This window comes from Corynebacterium sp. HMSC11E11 (assembly GCF_001807025.1).
Taxonomy (GTDB): domain Bacteria; phylum Actinomycetota; class Actinomycetes; order Mycobacteriales; family Mycobacteriaceae; genus Corynebacterium; species Corynebacterium freneyi.
Map to the genome: position 1 here is coordinate 13,752 of NZ_KV787091.1, position 18,604 is coordinate 32,355.

The 18,604-nt window shown below is 71.4% G+C and carries 16 protein-coding genes; 11 read left to right on the forward strand and 5 right to left on the reverse strand.

The window, feature by feature from the left end:
* Window position 1: 1 nt before the first annotated feature.
* Complete coding sequence (gene rsrA / locus HMPREF3121_RS00075) at window positions 2-277, forward strand: mycothiol system anti-sigma-R factor (protein WP_083291094.1); 276 nt, start codon at window positions 2-4, stop codon at window positions 275-277.
* Window positions 278-356: 79 nt separating this feature from the next.
* Here rsrA and HMPREF3121_RS13020 read toward each other — a convergent pair whose 3' ends face one another.
* From HMPREF3121_RS13020 to HMPREF3121_RS00085, 3 genes are all read right to left on the reverse strand, one after another.
* Entirely contained in the window at window positions 357-431 is a 75-nt protein-coding gene (locus HMPREF3121_RS13020) for a 50S ribosomal protein bL37 (protein ID WP_371327291.1), read from the reverse strand.
* Between the two features lie 63 nt (window positions 432-494).
* Window positions 495-761 (reverse strand): WhiB family transcriptional regulator, encoded by a 267-nt coding sequence (locus tag HMPREF3121_RS00080; protein WP_035122962.1) that lies wholly within the window; start codon window positions 759-761, stop codon window positions 495-497.
* A gap of 356 nt (window positions 762-1,117) precedes the next feature.
* On the reverse strand, window positions 1,118-2,227 hold the full coding sequence (locus tag HMPREF3121_RS00085; protein ID WP_070518939.1) for a diacylglycerol/lipid kinase family protein: 1,110 nt from the start codon (window positions 2,225-2,227) through the stop codon (window positions 1,118-1,120).
* 23 nt (window positions 2,228-2,250) lie between these two features.
* On the opposite strand from HMPREF3121_RS00085, the gene HMPREF3121_RS00090 reads away from it, so the two are divergent.
* Window positions 2,251-2,679: a hypothetical protein gene (locus HMPREF3121_RS00090; protein WP_224371378.1), complete on the forward strand. Its 429-nt coding sequence runs from the start codon at window positions 2,251-2,253 to the stop codon at window positions 2,677-2,679.
* Here the strand turns inward: HMPREF3121_RS00090 and HMPREF3121_RS00095 are convergent.
* Window positions 2,667-3,866 (reverse strand): Rv3212 family protein, encoded by a 1,200-nt coding sequence (locus HMPREF3121_RS00095; RefSeq protein WP_070518941.1) that lies wholly within the window; start codon window positions 3,864-3,866, stop codon window positions 2,667-2,669. The two genes, HMPREF3121_RS00090 and HMPREF3121_RS00095, sit on opposite strands and share 13 nt — an antisense overlap.
* The gene (locus tag HMPREF3121_RS00100; protein WP_210387231.1) at window positions 3,863-5,206 is read right to left on the reverse strand and encodes a DEAD/DEAH box helicase; all 1,344 of its coding nucleotides are present in this window, start codon (window positions 5,204-5,206) and stop codon (window positions 3,863-3,865) included. Before HMPREF3121_RS00100 ends, HMPREF3121_RS00095 begins: the two co-directional genes overlap by 4 nt.
* Before the next feature lie 60 nt (window positions 5,207-5,266).
* On the opposite strand from HMPREF3121_RS00100, the gene HMPREF3121_RS00105 reads away from it, so the two are divergent.
* The 9 genes from HMPREF3121_RS00105 to HMPREF3121_RS00145 all read left to right on the forward strand — a co-directional run bounded on the left by HMPREF3121_RS00105 (window position 5,267) and on the right by HMPREF3121_RS00145 (window position 18,461).
* Complete coding sequence (locus HMPREF3121_RS00105) at window positions 5,267-5,491, forward strand: DUF3107 domain-containing protein (RefSeq protein WP_035122966.1); 225 nt, start codon at window positions 5,267-5,269, stop codon at window positions 5,489-5,491.
* 31 nt (window positions 5,492-5,522) lie between these two features.
* Window positions 5,523-6,380 (forward strand): DUF3152 domain-containing protein, encoded by an 858-nt coding sequence (locus HMPREF3121_RS00110; RefSeq protein WP_070518942.1) that lies wholly within the window; start codon window positions 5,523-5,525, stop codon window positions 6,378-6,380.
* Between the two features lie 4 nt (window positions 6,381-6,384).
* On the forward strand, window positions 6,385-7,122 hold the full coding sequence (locus tag HMPREF3121_RS00115) for a HesA/MoeB/ThiF family protein (protein ID WP_070518943.1): 738 nt from the start codon (window positions 6,385-6,387) through the stop codon (window positions 7,120-7,122).
* Entirely contained in the window at window positions 7,119-7,952 is an 834-nt protein-coding gene (locus tag HMPREF3121_RS00120; RefSeq protein WP_070518944.1) for a TIGR02569 family protein, read from the forward strand. Before HMPREF3121_RS00115 ends, HMPREF3121_RS00120 begins: the two co-directional genes overlap by 4 nt.
* 121 nt (window positions 7,953-8,073) lie before the next feature.
* Window positions 8,074-11,220 carry an ATP-dependent helicase gene (locus tag HMPREF3121_RS00125; protein ID WP_070518945.1) on the forward strand — a complete coding sequence of 1,049 codons (3,147 nt, stop codon included), beginning with the start codon at window positions 8,074-8,076 and terminating at the stop codon, window positions 11,218-11,220.
* A complete protein-coding gene (locus HMPREF3121_RS00130; protein WP_070518946.1) occupies window positions 11,217-14,558 on the forward strand; it encodes an ATP-dependent helicase in 3,342 nt (1,113 codons plus the stop codon). The genes HMPREF3121_RS00125 and HMPREF3121_RS00130 overlap by 4 nt, the downstream gene beginning before the upstream one ends.
* A 2-nt stretch (window positions 14,559-14,560) precedes the next feature.
* Complete coding sequence (locus HMPREF3121_RS00135; protein WP_070518947.1) at window positions 14,561-15,646, forward strand: potassium channel family protein; 1,086 nt, start codon at window positions 14,561-14,563, stop codon at window positions 15,644-15,646.
* On the forward strand, window positions 15,633-17,756 hold the full coding sequence (locus HMPREF3121_RS00140; RefSeq protein WP_070518948.1) for an ATP-dependent DNA helicase UvrD2: 2,124 nt from the start codon (window positions 15,633-15,635) through the stop codon (window positions 17,754-17,756). Before HMPREF3121_RS00135 ends, HMPREF3121_RS00140 begins: the two co-directional genes overlap by 14 nt.
* A gap of 42 nt (window positions 17,757-17,798) precedes the next feature.
* Window positions 17,799-18,461, forward strand: coding sequence for an NAD(P)H-binding protein (locus tag HMPREF3121_RS00145; protein ID WP_070518949.1), 663 nt, complete (start codon window positions 17,799-17,801; stop codon window positions 18,459-18,461).
* Window positions 18,462-18,604: the final 143 nt, after the last annotated feature.

Below are 18,604 nucleotides of genomic sequence, written 5' to 3' on the forward strand. Positions count from 1 at the left end.
GATGAACGACAGCGCGAATCCCTGCGGACACCCCGGGACGTGCGCCGACGTGCGCCGGCGCCTCGATTCCCTGCTCAACGGCGAATGCGATCCGGAGGAGACCCGGATCCTGGAGCGGCACATCCGCGAGTGTCCGCGATGCCTGGAGGACGTCGGCTGCGAGCGGGCGCTGCGCCGGCTGCTGCGGCGCTGTTGCCATGAGCCCGCCCCCGTGGAATTGCGCAGGCGGATCACCACCCGCATCCGCGTGACCTACCTGTCTTCCGGCGAGCAGTAGTCCGCGGCGCCCGTTGCAAGGCGCAGAACCCCGCCCCATCGTGATGATGGGGCGGGGTTCTTTCCGTTGCTGCTCGCGGTTAGGCGCCGGGGCGCTTGCCGTGATTCGCCTTCTTCTTGCGGCGATCCTTGCGCTTGCGGCCACGCTTGCTCATTGTGGTCCTCCTCCGATCGGGGTGATGTAACCTGCCCAGTCTACAACGGGCCGGTCGGGGAACTTACACCGTGGTGCGGGCGGTGCGGCGGGTGCGGCCGCGGTTGCGGCGGCGCTTCAGCGCGCGACGCTCGTCCTCGGACATGCCGCCCCACACGCCGGCGTCCTGGCCGGTCTCCAGGGCCCACGCGAGGCACTGGGAGGTGACGGGGCAACGGTTGCAGACGACCTTGGCCTTCGCGATCTGGGCGAGGGCCGGGCCGGAGTTGCCGACGGGGAAGAACAGCTCGGGATCCTCTTCGCGGCAAACGGCATTGTGACGCCAGTCCATGACAAAAACTCCTTGTGGTCGATACCCGGGTGAGGCACGGGGAAACGACGCGGCTCGTGGCCGCGTTGCGGTTGGTGTGCTCCCCATGCGCAGATGAACGTGCGGATGTGCCGCCGGCGTGATGTCCCGTGACGGGACTCAAGGGGTTCGCCGGTGGATCCGCGGACCGCGAGCGCGATTGGCCCGCTGGTCGCAATGCGGGTGGAGGTATTCGCTCCCCCCGCGGTCCTGTTGAATGATGACACGTCACGGCCCGCTTGTGAAGACCTTTCCGCCAAAAAGTGCGGAACCTCACAAATAAGTGAACTGCACGTTACATCCGCAGGTGAGGGCCTCGAGGGGGCCGTAACCGTCGGTTAATGCCCTCCGCGCCCTTCGCGCCCTCCGCGGCGGCGCGGCAGCGGCAACGCCCGGAACTTCCGGCCCAGCACAGCAGCCAACCGCCGCCACCACACGGTGTCGCCGACGTCTTCGCCGTACTCGCGGGCCTCGGCCGGGGCGATGAAGCGCACGGCGTTGCGGGCGCACGTGATCTCGAGTTCCCGGCGTTCGTCGACGTACTCGCCGTCGATCTGCAGTTTCAGGGGTTCCGGGGAGCTCAGGGTCACCGCGCCGACGTCGTCGTCGCGAAGCTCCCTGTCCTCCACCTTGAGTGCGGACCACAGCGCCCGGCCCGCGCCGACGAGCCGGAGCGCCGACACCATGCCCCTGATCCCGGAGACCGAGGTGATGCCGTAGAAGCCCAGGCCACCGCCGAGCCGCGTGGTCGGGTTGGTCACCACCGCGAGGTCGCCGAAGAAGGTCCACGGGTTCGAATTCGACACCACGGCCATCGGCAGGTCCCGGCCGATCGGCTCGCCGTCGGCGCTGACGGAGATGCGCGGCGGGTTGGTGCGCAGGCGATTCCATGCGCCCAGGGCCGCCGGCACGTAGCGCAACGGGTGGGCGCGGACGCCGCCGGCGCGCAGATCCTCCATGGCGGAGATGACCTCGGCGTCGATGCCCAGGCCCGCGTTGACCACGAACCACCGGTCCGCGGCGCGGCCCACGCTGATGGTGCGCTCCTCGCCGGCGCGCAGTAGATCGGCGATCATGCGGGCCGCCGACTTCGGGCCGCGGGGCAGGCCGAGGGCGCCGGCCAGGACGTTGGCGCTGCCGGAGGGGATCACCGCGATGGCGGGGATGTCGTCGGCGGCGCGCACGGGGCGGCCGTCGGCGGCGGAGCCGAGCAGGCCGTTGACCACTTCGTTGACGGTGCCGTCGCCGCCCATGCAGACCACGACGTCGCAATCGCGCCGCGTCAGGCCGGTGGCGATGGCCGTGGCATGGCCGGGGTGCGCGGTGAACTCGGCCCGCAGGGACAGGCCCGGCACCGCCCGCAGCTCGGCGACCACCGTCCGGACGAGGGAGTCGGTGATCGACGTCGAGTTGGGGTTGGAGATCAGCAGGCCGCGCACGATGCTCATCGTAATGACGTTATGGTGATCACGTGAACAGCAGACTTTCCGCAGCAGACCGTCCCGCGCCCATGGCGGCGCCCCGCTCCGTCATCGTCGGCGCCTGGATCGCCGTGGTGGAATGCGTGATGGGCATGGGCTACGGCGTGTTCCTGTTGATCCGCGACCTCCGGGGCTTCGAGGACCCCGGCGCGGTCATTTCGGGCTGGGGCACGGCGCTGTGGTTCTTCTTCGTCTTCGGTGCGGTACTCGTCGGCGCGGTGTTCCTGTTGCGCGGCAAGCGGTGGGGCCGTGGGCCGATCGTGATGCTCAATCTGTGCCTGGCGGGTGTGGCGCTCTACATGTTCACCTCGGGGGCGATTTCGTTGGGCCTGGTCACCGCGCTTTTCGCGGGCGGTGCGCTGGCCTGCATGTTCAATCCGAAGGCCGTCGACTGGGCGGCCACGTCCTACGGGGCCTGACGCAGTCCCACGAGTTCGTCGCCGCGCTTTTCGACGATGACGTCGCCGGCGACCGCCGTGGTCACGGATTCGCCCGGTGCGAGTGCGCCGCGGGCGACGGGGATGACGCCGAGGGGCGTGCCGGTGTTCCAGTCGATGCGGACCAGTCCGCCGGCCATGGGGACGAGCAATTCCTCCCCGACGGCGACGCCGGTGCCCAGGGCGTGGGGGACGACGAAGTCGAGCGACAGGTCGTCGGGCCGGAACGCCGCCAGCGTGGAACCGGTGAACCAGGTCATGTGGTGGGGGAGGTCCGCCGTCGCGGCGACGGGGGCGGGGGAGCCGCCGTCGGGTGCGGCGTCGGGAAGCTCGCCCGGGGCGGGGCGCCACGACGGGCCCGGGACGCCCTCCTTGGAGTAGGTGCGGACCTCGCCGTCGACGAGGATCGCCGCGGCCCGTTGGCCGATGGCCACCAGGCGGGCGGGCCCGTCGAGGGCGACGTCGGCGTGGAGCTCCGGTTCGCGGGTCTCCTCCGGCGTGGCCTCCTGAATGATCAGGCGATGCCCGTCCGGGCAGTCGTTGATCACCGCCAGGACGGAGCTGCGGGTCAGCGCATCGGCGATCGTGCAGCCCGGGTGTGGCTGCAGCCCCGGCTCGGACGTCGCCTCCACCACGCCGTATTCGACGGTGCGGACCAGGTCGTCGCGCCACAGCTCGACCAACCGGTCGGTGCGGGCGCCCGAGCGGTCGTTGGAGCGCACCGGTTCGATCTCGTCGGAGGACAGGCCGCGGCGCGTGGCCGCGTAGGACCCGTCGGAGGCGTTGAGCGAGGTGACTTCGCCGCAGCCGGCCGGGCCCCGGAACACCGTGACGACGCGGCCGTTGGACACCATCGCCTCGCACAACGCCACGTCGCGGTGATACGACCACGCGGGCTCGCCCGTGGCCGGATCGAGGGCGGTGACGCCGTGGTCGTCGGCGGCGATGACCAACCCATCGACCGTGAACGGCGCCGATGACCGCGGGGCGGGAACCGACCAGATCTCCGTCAGCGACTCCGGCGCGCGGTCCAGTGCCGTCGTCGCGGCGAAGGGTTCATCGGCGACGACGTGGTCGACCCCGCGCGCCGGCGCCCGCCACCACGTCCACGCCACCGTCGCTACGACGGCGATGACGATGAGCGACGCCGCGATGCGGTTGCGGTTCATCGACGGCGCCGACGCTCATCGCGGTCGCGCCGGTCCCGTCGACCGCCCCTCCGATCCCCGCGATCCCTGCGGTCCTTCACCGGCCGGGACCCGAGCACGGGCCGGGCGGGCCCTACCGACTCCCCGGCGTCTTCGGGAATGCCGAGGGCGTCGTAAAGCTCCGGAGACGTCGAAAACCACTGCGGCGGCTCCGGAAAACCCAGGCCGAGCGCGTCGTCGATCATCTTCCAGCGCATCAGCTCATCCCAGCCCACCAACGTGACGGCCGTGCCCGTGTTGCCCGCGCGGCCAGTGCGGCCGATGCGGTGGACGTAGGTCATCTCGTCCTCCGGCACCTGATGGTTGATGACGTGCGTGACGTCGTCGATGTCGATGCCGCGGGCCGCCACATCGGTGGCCACCAGCACGTCGACGTCGCCGGACCGGAAGGCGTTGAGCGACTTCTCGCGCGCCGGCTGGCCCATGTCCCCGTGGACCGCCGTCGCCCGGAAACCCCGCTCGCCCAGCTGCTCGGCCACCGACGCGGTGGACCGCTTCGTGCGGGCGAAGATGATGGTCCGGCCGCGGCCCTCGGCCTGGAGGATCCGCGCGATGACGGGCAGCTTGTCCATCTGATGCGACTGGAACACCACCTGCCGCGTCGTGTCGTGGACGCTCGCCTCCGACTCGCCCGACTCGGCGCGGATGTGCACCGGACGATCCATGAAGGTGCGCGCCAGATTGAGGATCGGCCCCGGCATCGTCGCCGAAAACAGCATGGTCTGCCGACCCTCGGGAACCGCCCGGAGGATCTTCTCGATGTCCGGCAAAAAGCCCAGGTCGAGCATCTCGTCTGCCTCGTCGAGGACGAGGATCCGCACCGCCCCGAGGTTGAGGTCGCCGCGCTGATGGAGATCGATGAGGCGGCCGGGCGTGCCGACGACGACGTCGACGCCCGCATTGAGCACCTCGATCTGCTCGTCGTACGGGCGACCGCCGTAGATCGTGGTCACCCGCAGATCCACCGCCTCGGCGATGGGCTCGAGATCCTCGCCGACCTGCACCGCCAACTCGCGGGTGGGCACGACGACCAACGCGCGCGGCTTGCCGTCCGGCTCCGGCACGCGGGCATCGTCGAAGACCCGGTCGATGAGCGGAACGCCGAAGCCCAGCGTCTTGCCCATGCCCGTGCGGGCCTGCCCGATGATGTCCGTGCCGTCGAGCGCCAGCGGCAACGTCAACTCCTGGATGGCGAAGGTCCGCGTGATGCCCCCGGACGCGAGGGCATCGCAGATTTCCGCCGCGACCCCCAATTCGACGAACGTCGGCGCGGGACGGTCTGCCACCGGAATCTCCTTCATGTCGGTGCTGCACGGTCGTCCCCGATACTAGCCGTCGGAGGCCGGGCTATGATGTCCCGCATGGACATCACCATCGGATTCGTTGACAACCCCCGCGAGCTGAACATCTCGGGAGTCGAGGGCGGCCGCGACCTGGCCTCCTCCCTCTCCGATCGCCTCGCGGCGGGGGAGGGCGTCCTCGAGCTCGTCGACGGCGCCGGCAAGACCCACCTCGCGCAGATCGCCAAGATCGCGTACGTGCAGGTCGGCCCGGCGGCTCCCCGCCAGGTCGGCTTCATCGCCTGATCCGCGCGCCACGATCCGGCAGCGCCCGCGCATGAGCAAAGAGTCGTTTTTCGTCAGGTTCGCCCGGCAGTGGGGATGGCGCGCGTACGCCATCCCCGTTTTGCTGGTCCTCACCGTCATCGTCGTCGTCGACGTCGTCCGCGACGTCCGCGAAGAGAAGACGAACGTTTCGGCGGCCACCAGCGAACTCCCGCACGGTCCCATCCCCGAGGGCGGGTACGTCGAGAATCTCGACGTCGGCCAGCTGCCCCCGGGCGGGCCGTTCACCGAGGAATCGTCGGGCGTCTTCGTCCCGGTCGACTCCGCCGCGGGCCGGGTGGGCGAGGGCAAGGAGCTGACCATGCGCTACGCCGTCGAGATCGAGGACACCGTCGACCCCGCCAGCTTCGGCGGCGCGGACGCGTTCGGCGGGATGATCGACGCCACCCTGGCCGACGAGCGCGGCTGGATCCGCGACGAGAAGTTCGCCTTCGAGCGCGTCGCACGCGACGACAACCCGGACCTCGTCTTCCAGCTGGTGTCCACCGACACCGCGCACGAACAGTGCGGCTACGAGATTCCGCTGGAGACCAGCTGCTCGATTTCGGATCGCCGCGGCGACGACCCGACCCGCGTGCTCATCAACGAGGCCCGTTGGGTCCGCGGCGCCCTGACTTTCGAGGGCGACCTCGGCGCCTACCGCCAATACCTGATCAACCACGAGGTCGGCCATGCCATCGGCTACGCCTCCCACGAGGCCTGCCCGGACGACGGCGCGGTGGCGCCGATCATGATGCAGCAGACGCTGTCGCTGGACAATTCCGAATTGCACAAGCTCAACCCGAACGAGGTGTACCCCGATGACGGAGCACGCTGCGCGCCGAACCCCTGGCCCTACCCCCTCGGCTGATCCGGTGTTCGACCCCGAGCGCTACGCCCGCCATCTGCCCATCCCCGGTTTCGGCGAGGAGGGGCAGCGCAGGCTCGCCGGGGCGAAGGTGATCATGGTGGGCGCGGGCGGCCTCGGCTCGCCCGTCGGCTTTTATCTGTCCGCGGTGGGCGTCGGAAAGCTCACCGTCGTCGACGACGACCGAGTCGACCTGACGAACCTGCAGCGTCAGGTCATTCACCGCGTCGAGGACATCGGCCGGCCCAAGGTCGAATCCGCGGCCGAGAAGATGGCGGCGCTCAACCCCGACATCGAGATCACGACTGTCGACGAGCGCCTGGGCCCCGACAACATCGACGCGATCATCGGCGACCACGACCTGGTCATCGACGGCACCGACAACTTCGAGACCCGCTACCTCATCGCCGACGCCTGCCAACGGCTCGGCGTCGTCGAGGTGTGGGGCAGCATCCGCCAGCTGGGCGGACAGGTCAGCGTGTTCGGGCTGGACCTCGGCGGCGGCCGGCGCGTGTGGCTGCGCGACCTGTACCCCGAGCCGCCCGCCCCGGAGACCGTGCTCACGGCCGAGCAGACGGGCATTCTGGGCACGGTGCCGGGCACGATCGGCACGCTGATGGCCACGGAAGCGGTGAAGGTGATCACCGGTTTCGGCGAGCCGCTGTCGGGCCGCGTGCTGTTCTACGATTCGGCGGCGATGTCGTTCCGCGAGTTCCGCTTCGCGGAGGATGCGGGGACCCGATGACCCGCATGCCCCCGGCCCACGTCTCCGACGCCTTCGGCGCGTCCGGCACCCCCGTGCCCGCCGGCCCCGCGTGGGACGACGGCTGGCTCTACGGCGACACCGTGATTTCCGCGGTGGCCGACCCGTCGCGTGCGGCATGGTCGGCGAAGGTGCTGGAATCGCTGGCGGTCGACGGGGCGGAGGTGGCGCACCCGGTGCGCACCAGCGACGGCCGCCACGTCCTGTCCGGGTGGCGGGCCCGCCAGCACCGTCCGGGCCGCCCGGAACCGCGGGCGGACGAAACCATCGTCGCCTGCGGCAGGTTGGAGGAGGCCCTGGCGGACGTCGAACGTCCCCGCTTCCTCGCCCGCGGCGGCGGCGACGTCTTCGACGTGTGCGATCGCGCCGCGTGGGCGGAGGATCCGATCGCGCAGCTCGAGGAATTCCTCGACCCGGATGCGGTGCCGCGCGGAGATGCGGCGGAGGCCCTCGCCGCAGCCGGCGGGATGATCGGCCTGCGCGGCCAGGTGGGCGCCGAGGGGCAGCTCGTGCACGGGGATCCGGTCGGCACCGTGCTGTACGACGGGTCGGCGCCGCCGCTGTTCGTCGATCTCGTTCCGCGCTGGCATCCCGCCGGGTGGACGCGGGCCGTCGCCGCCGTCGACGCCGTGGCGTGGGGAGGGGCGGACGAGGACCTCCTCGGGCGGTTCGACCATGTGCCGCATTGGGATGGTCTGCTGGCGCGGGCGATCTGCAACCGGCTGTTCCTCCATGCGGCGCATCCGGAGTCCCGGCCCGCCGCGTGGCGCGGTCTGGCGCGGGCGACCGAGATGGTCCGCGCGCGCCTGTAGCGCGTTTGGGAAGGGCTGGCGACGGGCCGGCGACCGGTCGGCGACGAACCCGTGGCCGGGGTCGACGGAGCGTGGGGAACGCCCGTTCGAACGATTCCGGGGCGTGTGCGATGATGTCGCCATGAATCAGATGCCCGCCGTGCGCTTGACCGAGCCGGAGGCCCCGGCCCGTCGAACCTGGGAGGGGCCGGTCGCCGCGTTGTTCCCGGGCGACGACCGACTGGCGGAGCTGAAGGCCCCGGGTGCGGCCTGGCAGGTCGTCGGCGGGCCGGGCACGGGGAAGTCCGCGTTGCTGGTGGATCTGGCTGCGGCGCATGTCGCGGCGGGGTGGCCGGCGGATTCGGTGCAGGTGCTCGCACCGTCGAAGGAGGCGGCGTCGAGGTTGCGCGACGACGTGGCCCGGAGGTTGCCGCGCTCGTCGGGCGCCGGGTCGGGCGGCATGGTCCGCGCGGTGCATTCGCTGGCGTTCGCGCTGGTTCGTGCGGCTGCGGTTCGTGCGGGCAAGCCGGAGCCGGCGTTGGCCACGGGTGCCCGGCAGGATGCGGTGATCCGCGAGTTGCTCGAGGGCCACGCGGATGCGGGCGGGGCGTATTGGCCGGAGCGGCTCGTCCCCGCGCTGCGGTTGCGCGGCATGGCCCGGCAGCTGAGGGATCTGCTGCTGCGGGCCGCCGAGCGTGGCGTCGGCGCCGACGAGCTCGAGCGCCTGGGACGCGAACACGGCGTCGCCGAGTGGGTGGCCGCGGGGACGTTCCTCCGGGAATACCGCCAGGTGACGCGGCTGTCGTGGCACGAGGAGCTCAACGCCGCCGAGCTGGTGTCGGCGGCGGTCGCCGCGATCGACGACGATCCGTCGTTGGTGGCGGAGGCGGGCATCCGGGTGCTGCTCGTCGATGACGCGGAGCACCTGGACCCGCAGTCGGCGGAGTTGATCCGCAGGCTGTTGCCGGGCGTCGACCTGGCGGTGGTCACGGGCGATCACGACCAATCGGTGCTGCGTTTCCGCGGCGCGGATTCGGCGTTCCTCGATTCGGTGGCGGATCCGCGGCGGCGCATCGTGCTGCATTCGTCGTGGCGGACGACGCCGGAGATCGCGGTGGCGGCGAACCGGGTGTCGTCGCGGTTGCCGGGCACTCCGCCGGAGCGCGGCATTCGGGGCATGCGCGTCGGCGGGGAGCGTCCGGCCGCCCGCGTCGTCGTCCACGACACGGGGATGGGGGAGCAGGCGACCATCGCGGATTTCCTGCGCCGCGCGCACCTGGAGGACGGCGTGGCGTGGAAGGACATGGCGGTGCTCGTGCGTTCGGGGGCGGGCGATTCCGCGTTGCACCGATCTCTGGCCCGCGCGGGCGTGCCGGTGCGCATGGACCCCACCGACGTCGTGCTCGGCGAGCAACGCATGGTCGCCGCGCTGGTCCTTGCGTTGCGGGCGGTCGACGAAGGGTTGTCGCCGTCGGAGTGGGAGCGCCTGCTCGCCGGACCGTTGGGCAACGCCGACCCGGTGACCCTGACCCGCCTGATCCGGGGCGTGCGCCGCGCGGATCTCGCCGGCGGCCGTGCGATGGACCGCATCGTCGGGTTGCTCGCGGCGGAGGAGCGCACGCCGGAGCAGGAGGAGCTCATCGCGGGGCTGCCGGAGCGCGAGCGCGACGTGCTCGCCGGCCCGCTGCGCATTCTCGATGCCGGCCGCGCCGCTCGAGCCGAGGGCGTGGAGGCGGCCGCCTGGGCTCTGTGGGAGTCGTCGGGTCTGGCCGATCACCTCATGGCGGCGTCGCTGCGCGGTGGCGCGGCGGGATCGGCGGCGGACCGGGACCTCGATGGGGTCATGACGTTCTTCGACTTCCTCGGCGACCTCGTCGAGGGCGATCCGTCGGTGACCATCGCGGGCGTCGTCCGCGAGATCGCCGCCCACGAGTTGCCGACGGGCGCCCGCGATCGCCGGGGCGCGGAACGCGAGGCCGTGGTCATCTTGTCGGCCCACGCGGCGTTGGGCCGCGAGTGGGAGGCGGTGGCCGTCGCCGGGGTGCAGGAAGACGTGTGGCCGTCGCTGGGGCGGACGGGGTCGGTGGTCGGCCAGGGCGAGCTCGTCGATCTCCTCGACGACGGCATCGAGCCGGGCACCCCGGTGTCGCATGCGGCCGAGCGGTTGGCGGAGGAGCGTCGCCTGTTCCACGTGGCGGTGTCCCGCGCCCGGCGTCGGCTGCTGGTCACGGCGGTCGACGCCCCGGACGACGAGGGGTCGCCGAGCCGTTTCCTCGCGGAGTTGGGCGCCGACGTCGAGGTGAAGTCGGGTGCCGACGCGGCCGCGGCAACGCCGGAGTCGCCCGTCGCCGAGACGGCGCGGGACGTCACGCGGGTGCTGTCGATGGGGTCGTTGCTGGCGGAGTTGCGTGCCGCGGTGCTGTCGGAGTCGGCGGGCCCGGTGCGCCGGGAGCAGGCGGCCCGGCAGTTGGCGCGGCTGGCCGCCGACGGCGTGCCCGGCGCCGATCCGTCCGAGTGGTGGGGCCTGGCCGATCCGAGCACCGACGAGCCGGCGGAGTCGTCGCCGGTGCGGGTGAGTCCGTCGAAGGTGGGCAAGGTTCTCGAGTGTCCGTTGCGGGCGCTGCTGGAGCAGCCGGCGTCGTCGGATCAGATGGCGTTGGGCACGGCGTTTCACCGCGTCGTCGAGGCGTTGGAGGATGGCGTCGCCGTCGAGGACGCGGTGCAGTCGTTTGTGCGGGCGTTGCCCGAGATCGTCGACGAACCCGCGTGGCGCATCGAATCGATGCAGCGTGAGTGGGCTGCGGCGGTTCAGGCGTGGGCGGACTGGGCGGCGGGGTCGCGTGCGGTGGGCACGGAGATCGGGGTCAGGGTTCCGCTTGACGACGACGCGGTGATCGCCGGACGCATCGACAGGCTGGAGGAACACCCGGAGGGCGGCTACGTCATCGTCGACGTCAAGACCGGGGCGACCGTTCCCTCGGCGGCGGAGGTCGAGAAGAATCCGCAGTTGGCGACGTACCAGCTGGCGTTGGCGGAGGGCGGCGTCGACGGGTCGGGGCCGATGGAGTCGTCGGGCGGCAAGCTCGTGTACCCGCGCAAACCCGTCGCCGACGGCCCGTCGGTGCGGGTGCAGTCGGGTCTGACGTCGGACCAGTTGAAGCAGTGGCGGGCCACGGTGCTCGACGTCGCCGCCGCCCTGCGGGGACCGGGGTCGTTGGCCACGCCCGGTCGCCATTGCGATCACTGCGGGGTGCGCCTGGCGTGCCCGGCGAAGGAGGGGAGCCGATGAACGCCGGCCGGAAGGTCATCGACCCGGTGACGCTGTCGCGCATGATCGGGCAGCCGCACCAGCCGACCCCGGCGCAGGCCGAGGTGATCGGCGCGCCGCCGGAGCCGCTTCTGGTGGTGGCGGGCGCGGGCGCCGGCAAGACGGAGACGATGGCCGCCCGCGTCGTGTGGCTGGTGGCCAACGGGTTCGTGCGGCCGGAGGAGGTCCTGGGCCTGACGTTCACGCGCAAGGCGGCGCGCGAGTTGGGGCAGCGCATCCGCGAACGGTTGGCGTCGTTGGCGGCCAGTCGAGCCTTCGACGCCGTCGCCTCCCCGCAGGTCCGCGAGGCGCTGCAGGTGATCACCCCGGAGGTGTCCACCTACGACGCCTACGCGGGTTCGCTGGTGCGCGAATACGGGCTGTTGCTGCCCGCCGAACCGGGGGCGGAGGTCCTCGACGGCGCCACGCAGTGGCAGATGGCCTGGGAGCTCGTCCGAGATCGGGGATTCATTGCGACGGATCTCGGGGTGGCCGACCTCGTCGGCAAGCTCATGACTCTGTCGGAGGAAATCGACTCGAACCTCGCCTCCGTCGACGAGGTGCGGGAACAGACCGAAGCGTTCATCGCGAACGTCATGCAGACGCCGAAGGCGCCGCGGCAACGCAAGGACCTGCACTCCAAGCTGGAGGGCCCGCTGCGCGCCCAGCGGGACCGGCTGGCGATGCTGCCGCTGGTCGGGGAACTGCGGCGGCGGCACGAGGACGCGGGGGTGGTGACGTTCGGCCGGCAAATGGCCATGGCCGCGCGGCTTGCCGACGGCATCGGGGAAGTCGGGGAGTCTGAGCGGGCGCGGTTCCGGGTGGTGATGCTCGACGAATACCAGGACACCTCCCACGCCCAGCGGGTGTTGCTGCGCGCCCTGTTCGCGGGCACGGCGGTCACGGCCGTCGGCGATCCGATGCAGGCGATCTACGAATGGCGGGGCGCCACGGCGGCGAACCTGACGCGGTTCGTCACGGACTTCCCGCGCCCCGACGGACGCCCGGCGGAGAAGAAGCAGCTGCTGACGTCGTGGCGCAACCCGTCGGCGGTGCTGGAGCTGGCCAACGACGTCTCCTCCCGCGCATTCGGCGACGGCCCCCGCACCGTCGAGGAATTGGCGCCGCGTGCGGGGGCGGAGCGCGGCACGGTGCGGTTGGCGTTGCACTCCACCGCCGACGACGAATTGGCGTGGGTGGCCGAGCGCATGGCCGAGGAGTTCCGCGCCGCCCGCGAGGAGGGCCGGTCGATCACCGCGGCGGTGCTGGTGCGCAAGAACAAGCATTCCGCCGCCATCCTCGACTCGCTGACCGCCGCCGGGGTGCCCGCCGAAATCGTGGGGCTGGCGGGGCTGCTGACCCTGCCGGAGATCCTCGACGTCATCGCCTGCCTGCGCGTGTTGGCGGACCCGGCCGACGATCGGGCGATGCTGCGCATCCTCACGTGGCCCCGCGCACCGCTCGGCGCGTCGGACATCAAGGCCCTGGGGCGTCGCGCCCGGCAGCTCGCCCGGTACGCGGGGGAGACGGAAGTCGAGGCGGAGGTCGACGGCCCCCTGTCGGCCCTCGACGCGGACCTGGCGGAGATCGCGGCGCAGCGGGTGACGCCGCCGACCGGTCTCGGCCACGCGGTCGCGGACCCGGCCCTCGACGACGATGGCGACGCCGCGCCGGGCTACTCGGAGGAGGGTCGCCGGCGCATCGCGGATCTGTCGGCGAAGCTCCGCAACCTGCGGCGGTTTTCGCTGCGCAAGCCGTTGCCGGAGCTCATCGCGGATGTGGAGGAGGCGTTCGGCATTCGCGTGGAGGCCGCGGTCAGCGAGGTCGGCACGGTGCACCTGGACCGGTTCACCGAGGTCGCGGCGGATTTCTCCCGGCGGCTCGGCGGCGAGTTGCCGGCGTTTCTGGGATACCTCGATCGCGCGGCGGTCCACGACAAGGGGCTGGAGCCCGGCAAGACCCGGATGCGCGGCGACCGGGTGGAGATCATGACCGTCCACAAGGCCAAGGGCCTGGAGTGGAACGTCGTGGCGGTGCCGCACGTGTGCGCGTCGGTGTACGACGAGGTTCAGGTGGACACGTGGTTGACCAAGGCGCAGCTGTTGCCGTCGGACGTCGTCGGCGAGGACGAGGCCGGGCACGGCGAGTCGGGGGACGGCGCCCCCGTGCTGGACACGTCGGGGGCGGAGAACCAGAGCGAGCTGGCCGCCGCACTCGAGGAGCACAAGGCGCAGTACCGCACGGCGAAGATCGCCGAGGCCGACCGCCTGTTCTACGTCGCCGTCACCCGCGCGGAGGACGTGCTGCTGGTGTCGGGAAGTCAGCGGATGACGCCGGGGCGCAAGAAGCCCGATGGGCCGTCGGAGCATCTGACGGCGCTGCGGGCGCTGCGTCCCGACGCGGTGGAGACGTGGGTCGACGAGGTCTCCGCCGAGCCCCTGCCCATCCCGGATGCCGAGGGCGTGCGCTGGCCCGCGGCGCCCGATCCCGCGCGCCGGGACGTGCTGGAACGGGCCGCGGGGCTGGTCCGCTCCTTCTCCGATCCGGATTCCCCGGACGCGGTGTCGGCCCCGGATTCTTCCCGCCCGGTGCCGGGCGACCTGTCGCAGGTGTGGGAGGACGAGGTGTCCATGCTTCTGGAGGAGCGCCGCCGCGCCCGCGCCGAGGCGGTGTCGGTGCCGATGCCGGTGCAGTTGTCCACCAGCGAGTACCAGGCCCTGCGCGCCGACCCGGAGGCGTTCGCCCGTCGTCGCGCCCGGCCGGTGCCGTACAAGCCGAACCGGTTCGCGCGTCGCGGCACCGCGTTCCACGCCTGGTTGGAGAATCGTTTCGGCACGTCGGCATTGCTTGACGACGACGACCTGTTCGCCGTCGTCGACGAGGACGGCGAAATGGTGGACGCGGACGTCGAAAAGCTCAAGGAGAGGTTCTCCGCGAGCCAGTGGGCGGATCGGACGCCGGAGTTCGTGGAGGAGCCGTTCGACATCGGCGTCGGCGGCCGGCGCATCGTCGGGCGCATCGACGCGGTGTTCCGCATCGACGGCACGTGGATGGTCGTGGACTGGAAGACCGGGCGCAGGCCGGTCGGTGAGAAGGCCCGGCAGGCGGCGCTGCAGCTGGCGGTGTACCGCATCGCCTGGGCGGATCGTCGCCGGGCGGCGGGCGAGGACATCGACCCGGCGGACGTGCGGGCGGCGTTCCACTACATCGTCGACGACGTCACCGTGGAACCGGCGGGGAGGGACCTGCCCGACCGGCTAGAGTTGGACGAGGCGATGCGCGAGCTCGTTGCGGACACGACGACGCGGAAGGGTGGCTGACGATGCGCGACAGGATCCGCGATCGGTTGGGCTCCGACATCGAATTGGACGACCTGCCGGATCATGCCCTGCTGGGCGTCATCCGCATGCCGGAGGCGGCGCGGCGGGACCCGTGGCGGCTCATCGCCCGGCGCCTGGGTTACGCGTTGGCGATGATGCTCATCGCGACGTTCGTCGTGTACCTCGACAAGGACGGCTACACCGAGCCCCTCACCTTCGTCGACTCCCTGTACTACTCGGCGGTGTCCCTGTCGACGACGGGGTACGGCGACATCACGCCCGTGACGGAACGGGCCCGCATCATGAACATCTTGATCATCACGCCGCTGCGCGTGGTGTTCCTGGCCCTCTTGGTCGGCACGACCCTGACGGTGCTGACGGAGGAATCCCGCCGGGCACTGCAGATCCAGCGTTGGAGGAAGCAAATGCGCAACCACACCGTCGTCATCGGTTACGGCACGAAGGGGCGTTCCGCCATTGCGGCGCTGCTCGCCGACGGCGTCGACCCGTCGCAGATCGTCGTGGTGGACAAGGACCAGCAGGCCCTCGACCAGGCCAGCGTGCGCGGGCTGGTGACCGTCCACGGGTCGGCGACGAAGGCCGACGTGCTCAAACTCGCCGGCGTGCCCCGCGCCCGGTCGGTCGTCGTGGCCCCGAACAAGGACGACACGGCGGTCCTGGTGACCCTGTCGGTGCGGGAGATCGCCCCCGGCGCGACCATCGTGGCGTCGGTGCGCGAATCGGAGAACCGCCACCTGCTCACCCAGTCCGGCGCCGACCAGGTGGTCATTTCCTCCGAAACCGCCGGCCGCATGCTCGGCCTGGCCACGGTGACGCCGTCGGTGGTGGAGATGATGGAGGACCTGCTCAGCCCCGACGAGGGCTTCTCGGTCGCCGAGCGTCTGGTCACCGAGGAGGAGATCGGCGCCAACCCGCGTCACCTCGCGGACATCGTCCTGGGCGTCGTGCGCTCCGGCGAGCTGTACCGCATCGATTCGCCGGAATGCGAGTCCGTCGAGCCGGGCGACCGGCTGCTGTACGTCCGCCGCGTGCTCAAGGAGGATTCCGATCCGGATGTCGTCAAGTAACCTCGCCGCCGGCGGGGCCATCTCCCTCGACCCGGACCAGCTCGAGGCGGCCACCGCGCCGTTGGGGCCGGTGTGCATTCTCGCGGGCGCCGGCACCGGCAAGACCCGCACCATCACCCACCGCATCGACCATCTGATCCGGTCGGGGTTCGTGCAGCCGCAGAAGATCCTCGCCGTGACGTTCACGGCCCGCGCGGCCGGCGAGATGCGCGACCGGCTCACCGCGATGGGGTCGACGGGCGTGCAGGCCCGCACGTTCCACTCGGCGGCGCTGCGCCAGCTGCGGTACTTCTGGCCGCAGGTCGCCGGTGATCTGCCGTGGCGGCTGCTGGACAACAAGTTTTCCGTCGTCGCCCGCGCCGTCCGCGCCACCGGACTGGACTCCGGCAAGGAGACCATCCGCGACGTCATGGGGGAGATCGAGTGGGCGAAAGCCTCGTTGGTGACTCCCGAGGGCTACGCGGAAGCCGTCGACAAGCATGGACGCGTCGCACCGGTCCCGGCCGAGAAGCTGGCGGCCGCCTACCGCACGTACGAGGACATGAAGACCTCGCCCGACGGGATGCTGCTGGATTTCGACGACCTGCTGCTGCACACCGCCGGGGCGATGGAGAATTCGCTCGCCGTGGCGGAGGAGTTCCGCGCCCAGTACCGCAGCTTCGTCGTCGACGAGTATCAGGACGTCACCCCGCTGCAGCAGCGGGTGCTCGACGCGTGGCTCGGCGAACGCGACGACCTCACCGTCGTCGGCGACGCGAACCAGACCATCTACTCCTTCACCGGCGCGACGCCCGAGTACCTGATGAGCTTTTCGCGTCGCTTCCCCGACGCGACGGTCGTGCGGCTGCAGCGCGACTACCGGTCGACGCCGCAGGTGGTGCGTTTGGCCAACGAGGTCATCGGCAAGGCGAAGGGGCGACTGGCGGGTTCGCGCCTGCAGCTGATCGGCCAGCGTCCCGACGGCCCCGAGCCGGGGTACACCGAGTTCGACGACGAGCCCCAGGAGGCCCGCGTCGTCGCCCGGCAGATCCGGCGGCTGCTGGACTCGGGCGTGCCGGCGTCGGAGATCGCGGTGCTCTACCGCGTCAACGCCCAGTCGGCGGTGTTCGAGCAGGCGCTGAGCGAAGCCGGGATCCCGTACCAGGTGCGCGGGGGCGAAGGCTTCTACCAGCGCCCGGAGATCAAGCAGGCCGTCACCGAGTTGATCCGGGTGGCGCGGCGGCCGGACGTGGCCACCGCCGGCGACGGTTCGGCGGGGGACACCGGAGCGCCGCTGGTGGGCAGGGAATTGTCGGAGCTGGTGCGGGCCACCCTCGTGCCGCTGGGCCTGACCCGGGAGGAACCGGAGGGCGCCCAGGCCCGCGAACGGTGGCAGTCGTTGGGTGCCTTGGCGGACCTGTGCGAGGAACTCGTCCACACCGACCCGGAGTTGCGCATCGAGGGACTGCTGGGGCAGTTGCGCACTCGCCAGCAGGCGAAGCAGCCGCCGACGGTGCAGGGGGTGACCCTGGCCAGCCTCCACGCCGCGAAGGGCCTGGAGTGGGACGCGGTGTTCCTCGTCGGCCTGACCGACGGCAACATCCCCATCCAGCATGCGTTGAAGAAGGGCGACGATTCCCAGGACGTCGAGGAGGAGCGCCGTCTGCTCTACGTCGGCGTCACGCGCGCCCGCGAGCATCTCGAGTTGTCGTGGTCGTTGTCGCGGCAGGAGGGCGGCCGCCGCACCCGCCGCCGCAGTCGTTTCCTGGAGGGGCTCGACGTGCCGGGCCTGGTCGCGGCGGCCCCCGCCCAGCCGGCGAAGAAGAAGGCCGTCACGTGCCGCACCTGCGGCGGGCGTCTGGCCACGAACGCCGAGCGGATCATCGGCCGGTGTTCGTCGTGCCCGTCGGACGTCGACCCGCAGCTGGTGGAGACCATCCGGGCATGGCGGGCCGAGACCGCCCGCGAGATGTCCGTCCCCGCCTACGTGGTGTTTTCCGATGCGACGTTGGCGGCCATCGCCGAGGCGCGTCCGTTGGAGCCGTCGGAGTTGTTGGCGGTGCCGGGGATCGGTCCAGTGAAGGTCGAGAAGTTCGGGGCCGAGTTGCTGGCGTTGATCGCGTCGTCGTAAAGCGGGGAAGCGTCGGCGGCGCGACGTCGGTAGCGTGGGGCCATGCGAATCCACGTCATCGGAGCACACGGAAAAGTCGCGCTGCGGGCGCTGCCGCTGTTGGCGGGCGCGGGGCATGAGGTCATCGGGGTGATCCGCAACCCGGGGCACGCCGACGAGGTGGAGGCCACGGGCGCGGTGCCGCACGTCGTCGACATCGAGCGGCTCGATGCGGACGGGTGGGCGGCCCTGTTGGCGGGGACGGATCTGGTCGTGTGGTCGGCGGGCGCCGGCGGCGGGGATCCGGCGCGGACGAAGGCGGTCGACGAGGTCGCGGCGATCGCGTCGATGGACGCCTGCCCGCGCGACGCCGGGTACGTGATGGTGTCGTACTGGGGCGCGCGGCGTGACCACGGCGTGCCGGCGGACAATCCGTTCGTGCATTACGCGGATGCGAAGGCCGCGGCGGACGAGCATCTGCGCGAGTCGGGGTTGCGGTACGTGATCCTGAAGCCGGGTGCGTTGACGGAGGAGCCGGCCGGCAACGTGTACGTCGGCGATGATTCCGAGGTGCCCGAGGGCGTCGAGCGCACCACGTCGCGTGCGACGGTTGCGGCGATGATCGCGCATGTGGTCGGGCGGTTCGACGAGCTCGGCGGTCGGCGCGAGATCGCGTTCCTCGACGGCGATGTGCCGCTCGGTGAGGCCGTTTCCGCCCAGTCGTAGGCCGCCCCGGGTTCGGGCCCGCGACCGCTGCGTCTGCGGTGGGTGCGGGCCTTGTTGCGTGTGGGGTGCGCTTGCTTTGCTTGACGACGGCGGCGGGTACGCATGCGGCCCGATGCACATGTGAACGGTGGGGCGAAACGAGC

What these genes read in the sequence shown, in the direction of transcription:
- rsrA (WP_083291094.1), top strand. Translation starts at nt 2, where the DNA reads ATGAACGACAGCGCGAATCCCTGCGGACACCCCGGGACGTGCGCCGAC.
- HMPREF3121_RS00080 (WP_035122962.1), bottom strand. Translation starts at nt 761, where the DNA reads ATGGACTGGCGTCACAATGCCGTTTGCCGCGAAGAGGATCCCGAGCTG.
- HMPREF3121_RS00085 (WP_070518939.1), bottom strand. Translation starts at nt 2,227, where the DNA reads ATGAGCATCGTGCGCGGCCTGCTGATCTCCAACCCCAACTCGACGTCG.
- HMPREF3121_RS00095 (WP_070518941.1), bottom strand. Translation starts at nt 3,866, where the DNA reads ATGAACCGCAACCGCATCGCGGCGTCGCTCATCGTCATCGCCGTCGTA.
- HMPREF3121_RS00100 (WP_210387231.1), bottom strand. Translation starts at nt 5,206, where the DNA reads ATGAAGGAGATTCCGGTGGCAGACCGTCCCGCGCCGACGTTCGTCGAA.
- HMPREF3121_RS00105 (WP_035122966.1), top strand. Translation starts at nt 5,267, where the DNA reads ATGGACATCACCATCGGATTCGTTGACAACCCCCGCGAGCTGAACATC.
- HMPREF3121_RS00110 (WP_070518942.1), top strand. Translation starts at nt 5,523, where the DNA reads ATGAGCAAAGAGTCGTTTTTCGTCAGGTTCGCCCGGCAGTGGGGATGG.
- HMPREF3121_RS00120 (WP_070518944.1), top strand. Translation starts at nt 7,119, where the DNA reads ATGACCCGCATGCCCCCGGCCCACGTCTCCGACGCCTTCGGCGCGTCC.
- HMPREF3121_RS00125 (WP_070518945.1), top strand. Translation starts at nt 8,074, where the DNA reads ATGAATCAGATGCCCGCCGTGCGCTTGACCGAGCCGGAGGCCCCGGCC.
- HMPREF3121_RS00130 (WP_070518946.1), top strand. Translation starts at nt 11,217, where the DNA reads ATGAACGCCGGCCGGAAGGTCATCGACCCGGTGACGCTGTCGCGCATG.
- HMPREF3121_RS00135 (WP_070518947.1), top strand. Translation starts at nt 14,561, where the DNA reads ATGCGCGACAGGATCCGCGATCGGTTGGGCTCCGACATCGAATTGGAC.
- HMPREF3121_RS00140 (WP_070518948.1), top strand. Translation starts at nt 15,633, where the DNA reads ATGTCGTCAAGTAACCTCGCCGCCGGCGGGGCCATCTCCCTCGACCCG.
- HMPREF3121_RS00145 (WP_070518949.1), top strand. Translation starts at nt 17,799, where the DNA reads ATGCGAATCCACGTCATCGGAGCACACGGAAAAGTCGCGCTGCGGGCG.